Genomic DNA, 9,036 nt, shown 5'->3' with positions numbered 1-9,036 from the left:
GTCAGTGAAACCGCGCTTGGTGTTGGTATACCGAGAGACGCGCGGCATGGCCAGCTTGATGTCGCTCCGCGCGGTTTGCGTCGGGCGGGTTACTCGCCACGGAGGCACAGTCTTTCCCAGAGCTCTTGACGATCGTTGAATCCATCGTCCGCGCTGATCTTTCACGTGATGGAGTGCTGGGCATCTTGGGCGATCCCTCCGCTGACGATGTTTCGATCGATATGCCATCGGGGTTGGGCTTACTAGATCGCGTGGCGGCTGGTGAAGTCGCCGAACACAATCGCACAACTCTGCTGGCTGCTCTAGGGATGGGAGTTGTTCTCCTCAGCGCGGTGGTTCTGTCCGACGTTCTCTTGAACCGAAGCGATCTTGGACGGCGCCGTGCTCTGGGTATTTCACGTACGGATCTCACGTTACTGACAATTCTGCGCACGTTCGTCCCCGCAACCACAGGTGCCGTAGCCGCAGCGGCCGGAGTTGGAGTGTTTTACTGGTATGCCGGGACTCCTATCCCTGTGAGTATCTCTGTTTCTGTTGTGGTTCTGACGCTTGTCACCGTGATGGTCTCTGCGCTCTTTCCAGCATTGTGGGCGTCGCGGCGTGATCCTGTCAGTGTCTTACGGACACCGTAGTTGCACAGGGCGCGGCACCTTTCGACCACGCGATACGGGCGTAAGTTGTAGAGCCTTCGTTTCGAACCCTGCCCCCTCGCCGTCGGATAGAATCGCACTGTGAGATCTAGGCATGCAAAGCAGCACACAAAGCGGCACACAAAGCAGCACATAAACCTCAGCGCGCAAGGACGGACGATGCCCATAATTGACGGCCACAACCTCGTGAAGACGTTCGGAAAAGTTCGCGCCCTCGATGGCGCCGAGCTCGTGGTGGAACGGGGGCAGGTCCACGGTTTCCTCGGGCCAAACGGAGCTGGAAAGTCCACGACGATCCGCGCGATTCTCGGCCAGCTCACTCTTGACTCCGGCCGCCTCACGGTCTTCGACCTCGATCCACGCCGCGACGCCGTCGAGATCCACGCAAACCTTGCCTACGTTCCTGGCGACGTCGTTCTCTGGCCAAACCTGACCGGCGGGGAGTGCCTCGATTTGCTCGCCGGTTTCCACCGCCGAGATGGCCGCAGTAGCGAGAATCGCGAGCGCCGTGCCCGCCTCGTCAAGGCGTTCGATCTCGACCTCACGAAGAAGGCGCGCACGTATTCGAAGGGCAATCGCCAGAAGGTGGCGCTCGTGTCGGCGCTGTCGATGGACGTGGACCTGTACATTTTCGACGAACCCACCTCGGGCCTTGATCCGATCATGGAGCAGACGTTCCAGCGTGCCATTCACGATCGGGTGGCTGAGGGCGCGACGGCCCTGCTCTCGAGCCACGTCCTGGACGAGGTGGAAGCCCTGTGCAGCCACGTCACGATTTTGCGCGAGGGCAAGACGGTCTCGAGTGGCTTGCTCGAAGATCTGCGCCAATCAACGACCACCACCATCTTGGCAACATTCGAGGATCGGCAGGTCGCGCAGGCGGTCGTCAGTGACGTCACTCCGCGCGGGGCAACAGCCGAGCAGGTTGACGACGAGTCGGGCGCTCACGTCACGATCAAGGTGGGCAGGTCCTCGCTCAATGACGTGACCGCGCGCGTGGCCAACCAGCACCCGCTCTCGCTCGTAGTCAGGCCACCCTCGCTCGACGAGTTGTTCCTCGAGCACTACCGGGTCGACGCGTGATGGCAGGACTCGGCCGCTATGTCCGCACGCTCCTGGTGACGGGGTGGCGCGCCCACATCGTCTGGGTCGTCATTCTCGCAATCGTCGTCGCGGTCACGGCCGGTGCGATCGTCGGGTACTACGACACCCCGGAAGCCCGCGCCACGTATATCGCCTCGATGGACATCGCGGCCGAGCTGCAGGCGCTCACGGGAGTCTCGGGCGGCCTCGACCAAGTCGGCGGAATCATCGCCAACGAGCTCAGCATCATTGTTATCCCGACCCTCGCGATCGCGGGCGTCATGCTCGCAGTTGGCCGCACCCGCAAAGAGGAAGACCTCGGCCGCACGGACATCCTCACGGCCGCTCCGGTCGGCCGGTTCGTCCCGCTAGTCTCCGCCACTCTCACGGTCACGCTCTCCCTCCTCGCCAACGCGGCCTTCATTACCGCGATCTTGGTTGCGTTCGGCGTCCCACTCGTCGGCGCCGAGGCCGGATCCGCGGGCCCTCCCGACGGCGGCGCGCTCGGCTACGGACTGGCCCTTTTCGCCTATTCGTTCTTCTTCGCGGGAATAGGATTCGTGGCCGGCCAGCTCGCCGACAATTCGCGAACAGCCACCACGATCGGCATCGGAGTCTTCCTCATCTCCTATCTGCTGCGCGCCTATCTCATCCTCTCGTCGTCGGATGCCTGGTGGCTGACGCCCGTCGGATGGTTCGATCACGTCGCTCCGTTCGCGGACATGAACTGGTGGCCAATCGGCCTGCTGGTTGGCCTCGGCCTCGCCCTCATAGCGTTCGCCACCCTCATGCACTCGCGCCGAGATATCGGCGCCGGAATCATCCGAGGCCGCCCGGGCCCCGAGCGCGGCTCGCGTTTCCTCGGCACGCCAGCGGGGCTGACGTGGCGGCTCGTGCGCGGGCCGTATCTCGGGTGGTTCGCCATCGCGCTCGCCTTCGCGCTGGTCTTCGGCGCTCAGACAGACGTCTGGCTGGGGGTCTTGGAGGAGTCGGCCGCGATCTTCAGCGATTTCGGCTTCGGCACCGACGCCGACGCGCTGACGAACATGACCATCCTCGTCATCGCCATGATCGGCGGCGCGGCGGGCATCGCCCAGATGGGCACGTTCCACCGCGAAGAGCGCAACACCCGCCTCGCCTTCCTCCTGTCCAAGCCACTCTCGCGCACGCGCCACTTCGGCACGGCGCTCGCGATGGCAGTCGGCTCCGCAGTCGTGCTCGTGATCGTGGCGGGCATGGCGTACATGCTCGCAGCTAGGCTCTCGGCTCCGGACATGTTCGACGCCGGTCCGATCATCCACACCACCCTCGTCTACGCCGTCCCCGCTGCACTCGTCACCGCGCTGGGCGGTTTCGGCGTCGGCGCGCTCGGACGCGGCCCGTGGCTCGGCTGGCTCGTGTTCGGAGTCGGCGCCGCGATCTCGTTCCTTGGCGCCGCGATGCGCCTTCCCGAGTGGGCGTTCAATCTTTCGGTGTACGACGCCGTCGGCGCACTTCCCATCGAACCCATCCAGTGGCTGGGCGTCGCGGTGGAACTCGCCCTCACGGCGTCGTTGCTCGCCGCCGCCGTACACGGCTTGCGCACTCGGGAGATCGTCGGCGGTTAGAATTGGCCAAAAGGAGCGCCGATGCTGTCGTATTTCACCCCGTGGCCCGTCCATCCTGACTGGCATATTGACACGGTGCCGCCCGGTGTCTTCACCTTCGATTTCGACGACCGCAGCCTGCACATGTGGACCGAGCCGCTGTTTTCCGAAGCCGTCCTGCGCGTCGGGCAGCCGAACGTCGATACCGGCGAGGGCCTGAGCTTCACCTGCTTCACGAACTCGGACGGCCTGACCCAGTTCGACGCCGTGAACCGCCTCGCGCCGTTCGAGGACGGCCAGGAGATCATCATGCGCTACGTACTCGAGACCGAGGCGTGGATCGCCGGCCCGGGCCTTGGCCACGGCTCGCAGGTAGCGGTGTTGCTGGCGGACATGATGTCCAAGCACCGCAAGGACCAGCCGCGCAGGCTCGCGCGCGACGAGATCGCCGTGGACGCGATCGGGTCAGACCACGCGGCGGTGCACGTGTGCCTGAGCGACGGCGTGATCCGTTTCCTTCACGTCGCCGACCAGGCGGACGGCGAGGCCTCGGCACGCCGCTTCCAGGTCATCGACGCCCCGCTCGACGGGCCCTACTGGTGGCAGGTGGGCGGCGCGATCGTCGTCGACGAACGAGGCGTCCAGCTCTATCAGCCGAACGTTGCGGCGGGGGAGTTTTCGCCAGCTTTGACCGGCGACGACGTCCCCGGGCTTTTCCACGATCTTGCCGCCACGCTGTGGAACGACGGCGAACCGCTCGGCGCACCCTTCGCGCTCTAGTACCCGACCCTGCTACCACGTATGCCAGAATTGATGACGTGACTGACAATGATCCGCACGGCTTCAACGTGTGGGGTAATGGAGAAAAGATCGGCGGGATCGTCGGCGTTGGGCCCTGGGAGCTCGAGTTCCCGGGCGTGCCTGTGCCGGACGATCCGCGCCTTGACCCCGACCTCCTCGCCAATGGCGATCGGCGCAATGTGACCGACGGCTTCCGCTACTGGAGTGTCGAGGCGATCCACGCCGAGCTCGAGAAGGATCGCTCGGCGCTGCACGTGGCGATCGAGAATCTTGAGCACGATCTCAACATCGGCTCGATCGTCCGCACCGGCAACGCGTTCAACGTGGGCGGGGTGCATATCGTCGGGCGTCGGAAGTGGAACAAGCGCGGCGCGCTCGTCACCGATCGCTACCTCAACATTCACCACCACCCCGAGCCCACCGGCTTGGCGCAGTGGGCATCGGATAACGGGTACACGCTCGTGGCCGTCGACAACACGGGGCAGACCCGCGCGATCGAAAACGCGGAGCTTCCCGAGCGGGCTGTGCTCGTGTTCGGGCAGGAGTCCACGGGCATCTCCGACGAGCTTCGCACCGTGTGCCCGCAGGCCGTCTACATCCCGCAGTACGGATCCACCCGCTCGCTCAACGTGGCAGCCGCCGCGGCGATCGCCCAGCACGAGTGGGTTCGCCAACACCGTCCACCGGAGCCGGATCAATAGCCCTGCCGCGCCCTGCTAAACAATCCGGCAACGATAGATAACGAGGTGGCAATGTCCAAGCTGATCCATGTCACGGGAGCCGTGTTCGTCCGCGACGATCGCATCATGGCTGCACAGCGCGGTGAGAGCAAGTCGCTGGCCGGTTACTGGGAGTTCCCAGGCGGGAAAATTGAACCGGGCGAAACGGGCGAGGAATCCCTCGCCCGCGAGTTGCGCGAGGAGCTCCTCATCGACGCCACGGTCGGAGACTTCATCGCCCGCTCCGAATACGAATATTCCTTCGGAACCGTGCGGCTCGACGCGTATTTCTGTACGTTTTCCGACGACGTCGAACCGCAGCTCACCGAGCATGCACAGGTGCGGTGGTTGGCCGCCGACGAGCTCGACGACGTCGAATGGGCGCCCGCCGACATCCCGATCATTGACGAGTTGAAGACTCGGCTCTAGCGAAATCAGGCTCCCAGGAGATCCGCCAGCGCCTCGAGCGTTTCTGACGCCCCGGCGTCGATCCGCAGGTCGACGATTCCATCGGCGGCGGTGGGTCCGTAGTTGATGATCGCGAGCGGCGAGCCGGTGGCCCACGCCTGACGCGTGATCCACATGCCCGTGTTGACCACGAGCGAGCTGCCGACGACGAGCGCCACGTCCGCCTCCGTCGCGGCCCGCATCGCGGCGTCCATGTCGTCCGAGGGTAGCCCCTCGCCGAAGAACACGACCGCCGGCTTCATGAGTCCGCCGCACGCGGAGCACGGCGCCACTTTGAAGGTGGAGGCCTCGGCGTCCGCGCGGTCTGCGGTGGCGAGCACGGCTGGATCGCGGTCGTATTGTGGCCAGTTCGGATTCAGCGCGTCGAGGTCCGCGGCGTATTCCTCGCGCGGTATCACGCGGCCGCAGTCGAGGCAGCGCACGCGCGCGAACGAGCCGTGGAGCTCCCACACGTTCGTGGCGCCGGCTTTCGTATGCAGACCGTCGATATTTTGGGTGGCGACGCCGGAAATGAAGCCCGCGTCCTCCAAGCGCGCGATCGCTGTGTGCCCGGGGGAGGGCTCGAGCGATTCGAACACGCGCCACGTCTCGTGATTGCGCTGCCACACCCAGCGCTGCCACACGGGATCGTCCACGAACATGTCGTATTCGATGGACGGCTTTTCGGTGGTGCCCTGCCCGCGGTAATCGGGCAGGCCCGAGTCCGTGGAGATGCCCGCGCCCGTGATGGCAAGGGTCGTCGTGTCACGCATGAGTTCGGCAAGTGCGTGTGCTGCGTCGATCGGATCTGAAATAACCATGAATCACACCTCGCCCCCCAGTCTATCGGGCGCGATCCAGTGCGATGCGCGCTCAAAAGAAGGTCGAATTCGCTGGATCCGTTCGCAGTGAGTCTAACTGCCTAGTTTCAATGTCCGAAAACGTGAGATACTGATTCTCGTAAAGTTTGACTAGTAAAGGAGCGCATACCAGTGGGTATTGCAACACCAGAGATTTACAACGAAATGATCGACCGGGCGAAGGCAGACGGCTTCGCTTACCCGGCTTTCAACGTGACATCCTCTCAGACACTCATCGCTGCCCTGCAGGGCCTGGCAGAGGCGGAGTCGGACGGCATCATCCAGGTCTCCGTCGGTGGAGCAGAGTACCTGTCTGGTTCCACGGTGAAGGACCGCGTGGCAGGTTCCCTTGCTCTCGCTGCATACGCGCGCGAGGTCGCCAAGAACTACCCCGTCACCGTGGCACTTCACACCGATCACTGTGCATACGAGAACATTGATTCGTGGATCCGCCCGCTGATCGAGGCATCGATTGAGGAAGTCAAGGCCGGCCGCGAGCCGATTTTCCAGTCGCACATGTGGGACGGCTCGGCTGTTCCTCTCGACAAGAACCTCGAGGTCGCTCAGGAGCTGCTCGACCTGACCAACCAGGCAAACCAGATCCTCGAGATCGAGATCGGCGTTGTCGGTGGCGAAGAGGACGGCGTCGCTCACGAGATCAACGAGAAGCTCTACACCACCGTTGAAGACGGCATGGCTACCGCTGAGGCTCTCGGCCTTGGTGAGAAGGGCCGCTACATGACCGCCCTGACCTTCGGCAACGTGCACGGCGTGTACAAGCCGGGCGCGGTCAAGCTCCGCCCCGAGCTCCTTGGCGAAATCCAGCAGGCCGTTGGCGAGAAGTACGGCAAGGACAAGCCGTTCGACCTCGTCTTCCACGGTGGCTCGGGCTCGTCCGCAGACGAGATCGCAACCGCGGTCCGCCACGGCGTCATCAAGATGAACATCGATACGGACACCCAGTACGCGTTTACGCGCCCGGTCGTCTCGCACATGTTCGAGAACTACGACGGCGTGCTGAAGATCGACGGCGAGGTCGGTAACAAGAAGATGTACGACCCGCGCACGTGGGGCAAGGCAGCTGAGGCTGGCATGGCCGCACGCGTCATCGAGGCAACCGAGCGCCTTGGCTCGGCTGGCAAGAAGCTGAAGTAACAGCAGAGTCTAAAAGCGGGGCAGTCCATTGGATTGCCCCGCTTTTCTGTGCCAGGAATTTCCGACGACGACGGCCCAGCTGCGACTGACGACGGCGGCTTAGCGCTGACCGCACGTCGACGACTAGCTACTCGTCGACCTGCTTTTCGCCCGCGACCGGATCCAGGAAGTCGAGTGCGGTGGCAGTGACTGCCGTGAGCGCGCCGGCCACGAGGCCCTGCTTGAGGTGGGCGAACTTGTCACCAGCTGCGCGCTTGCGCTCGCCGCGGTTGAGAATCGCCCGTTCCGTGGCAACGATCAGCGCGATCACGCCCGCGCCAGCCACTCCGGCGAGCGCGGCGCCAAGCGCAGGCTTCTCCGAGACGGTGATAAAGAGATTGGCGAACGGAACGTCGCCGTGTTCGAAGTCGGTGGCCTCGTCATAGGCGTAGGACGCCGCCGACTTCGCGCTACGGTGGTGGCCCTGGGCGGAGGTGTCGTAGATGATGTCCTCGAGAGCGGAGTCCTCGAGCGGGCCGGTGGGGCGGATCCTGTACTCGTTGTAGATTCCCGCGCCGAGAATGCCTAACCGCAGGATCTTGCGCAGTGCGCTCAAGCGCACCACATCCGGGAGTGCGTAATAGGCGATCGCGTTGCCCGTCTGGGCGGCGACGTGGGCGGTGGTGCGTACGGGGTCCATCATGCGGGCGCTCCTTTGGTTGCGGTGATGCCCCTTAATCTAGCAGTCAGAACGCGTCGCGCACCGGGCTAAAACTCATTCGCCGGGCGGATGCGCGCGATCACCAGAGCACACCCCTCGACCATCATGCAAAGACAATCCTCTCGAAACGTAAGAAACAATTGCCCACATTTCGACACGGGAATACACTTGACCCGGCTTGCCGGACACCCCCGCGAGCAATCAATACCTAAGGAATGAGCCATGCCAGCAATCGTCATCGTCGGCGCCCAATGGGGAGACGAAGGAAAAGGCAAAGCATCTGATCAGCTTGGCACCGAAGTCGACTACGTCGTGAAGTACAACGGAGGAAACAACGCCGGCCACACCGTCGTCGTCGGCGATGAATCCTTCGCACTGCACCTGCTGCCCGCGGGCATCCTCACGCCCGGCTGCACGGCCGTGATTGGCAACGGCGTGGTGGTCGACCTTGAAGTTCTCTTCCAGGAGATCGCCGAGCTCGAGTCGCGCGGCGTGGACACCTCGCTCCTGCGCGTGTCCGCCTCGGCGCACATCATTCCGCCGTATAATAAGAAGCTGGATTCGGCGAATGAACGGCTGCTCGGCAAGCGCAAGATCGGCACCACCGGCCGCGGTATCGGCCCCACGTATGCGGACAAGATGAACCGCATCGGCCTGCGCATTCAGGACCTGTTCGATCCGTCCATCCTGCGCCAGAAGGTGGAGGGGGCGCTGCACCATAAGAACGGCGAACTCGAGCACCTTCACGGCGAGGAGCCCTTCGACGTCGACGAGGTGACGAACGAGCTCCTGTCGTACGCCGATCGCGTGGCGCCGATGGTCATCAACGTCTCCGCCACGTTGAACCACGCGCTTGACGAGGGCCAGACCGTGGTGTTCGAGGGCGGCCAGGCCGTCATGCTCGACATCGACCACGGCACCTACCCGTTCGTCACCTCATCCTCGGCCACGGCCGCGGGCGCCTGCACCGGATCGGGCGTCGGCCCGCGCCGGATCGACCGCGTGGTCGGCGTCGCCAAAGCGTACGTGACCCGC

Annotated in this window: 10 protein-coding genes; 8 read left to right on the top strand and 2 right to left on the bottom strand. The window is 64.1% G+C overall.

The window, feature by feature from the left end; genetic code table 11:
• Positions 1-125 precede the first annotated feature (125 nt).
• From ACHFFR_RS07880 to ACHFFR_RS07855, 6 genes are all read left to right on the top strand, one after another.
• Positions 126-632, top strand: a complete 507-nt coding sequence (locus ACHFFR_RS07880) for an FtsX-like permease family protein (protein ID WP_394263719.1) — start codon at positions 126-128, stop codon at positions 630-632.
• A 177-nt stretch (positions 633-809) separates the two neighbouring features.
• Entirely contained in the window at positions 810-1,733 is a 924-nt protein-coding gene (locus tag ACHFFR_RS07875) for an ABC transporter ATP-binding protein (RefSeq protein WP_394263718.1), read from the top strand.
• Positions 1,730-3,340, top strand: a complete 1,611-nt coding sequence (locus ACHFFR_RS07870) for an ABC transporter permease (protein ID WP_394263717.1) — start codon at positions 1,730-1,732, stop codon at positions 3,338-3,340. Before ACHFFR_RS07875 ends, ACHFFR_RS07870 begins: the two co-directional genes overlap by 4 nt.
• A gap of 21 nt (positions 3,341-3,361) precedes the next feature.
• Entirely contained in the window at positions 3,362-4,099 is a 738-nt protein-coding gene (locus ACHFFR_RS07865; protein ID WP_394263716.1) for a hypothetical protein, read from the top strand.
• Between the two features lie 38 nt (positions 4,100-4,137).
• The gene (locus ACHFFR_RS07860; protein ID WP_394263715.1) at positions 4,138-4,821 is read left to right on the top strand and encodes a TrmH family RNA methyltransferase; all 684 of its coding nucleotides are present in this window, start codon (positions 4,138-4,140) and stop codon (positions 4,819-4,821) included.
• Between the two features lie 51 nt (positions 4,822-4,872).
• The gene (locus ACHFFR_RS07855) at positions 4,873-5,268 is read left to right on the top strand and encodes a (deoxy)nucleoside triphosphate pyrophosphohydrolase (protein ID WP_394263714.1); all 396 of its coding nucleotides are present in this window, start codon (positions 4,873-4,875) and stop codon (positions 5,266-5,268) included.
• Between the two features lie 5 nt (positions 5,269-5,273).
• Here the strand turns inward: ACHFFR_RS07855 and ACHFFR_RS07850 are convergent, their stop codons facing one another.
• Positions 5,274-6,107 carry a Sir2 family NAD-dependent protein deacetylase gene (locus ACHFFR_RS07850; protein ID WP_394263713.1) on the bottom strand — a complete coding sequence of 278 codons (834 nt, stop codon included), beginning with the start codon at positions 6,105-6,107 and terminating at the stop codon, positions 5,274-5,276.
• A 165-nt stretch (positions 6,108-6,272) separates the two neighbouring features.
• Between ACHFFR_RS07850 and fbaA the strand changes: the two genes are divergently transcribed.
• The gene (gene fbaA / locus ACHFFR_RS07845) at positions 6,273-7,301 is read left to right on the top strand and encodes a class II fructose-bisphosphate aldolase (protein WP_394263720.1); all 1,029 of its coding nucleotides are present in this window, start codon (positions 6,273-6,275) and stop codon (positions 7,299-7,301) included.
• Positions 7,302-7,428: 127 nt separating this feature from the next.
• Here fbaA and ACHFFR_RS07840 read toward each other — a convergent pair whose 3' ends face one another.
• Positions 7,429-7,983: a hypothetical protein gene (locus ACHFFR_RS07840; protein ID WP_394263712.1), complete on the bottom strand. Its 555-nt coding sequence runs from the start codon at positions 7,981-7,983 to the stop codon at positions 7,429-7,431.
• Between the two features lie 240 nt (positions 7,984-8,223).
• On the opposite strand from ACHFFR_RS07840, the gene ACHFFR_RS07835 reads away from it, so the two are divergent.
• A partial coding sequence (locus ACHFFR_RS07835) for an adenylosuccinate synthetase (RefSeq protein WP_394263711.1) occupies positions 8,224-9,036 on the top strand: 813 nt, incomplete at its 3' end.

The sequence above is a fragment of the Trueperella sp. genome (assembly GCF_043424875.1).
Taxonomy (GTDB): Bacteria; Actinomycetota; Actinomycetes; order Actinomycetales; family Actinomycetaceae; genus Trueperella.
This window is presented reverse-complemented; position numbering and strand designations above follow the sequence as displayed.

Coding starts and splice junctions, on each gene's coding strand:
- ACHFFR_RS07875 (WP_394263718.1), top strand. CDS start 810: ATGCCCATAATTGACGGCCACAACCTCGTGAAGACGTTCGGAAAAGTT.
- ACHFFR_RS07865 (WP_394263716.1), top strand. CDS start 3,362: ATGCTGTCGTATTTCACCCCGTGGCCCGTCCATCCTGACTGGCATATT.
- ACHFFR_RS07855 (WP_394263714.1), top strand. CDS start 4,873: ATGTCCAAGCTGATCCATGTCACGGGAGCCGTGTTCGTCCGCGACGAT.
- ACHFFR_RS07850 (WP_394263713.1), bottom strand. CDS start 6,107: ATGGTTATTTCAGATCCGATCGACGCAGCACACGCACTTGCCGAACTC.
- ACHFFR_RS07840 (WP_394263712.1), bottom strand. CDS start 7,983: ATGATGGACCCCGTACGCACCACCGCCCACGTCGCCGCCCAGACGGGC.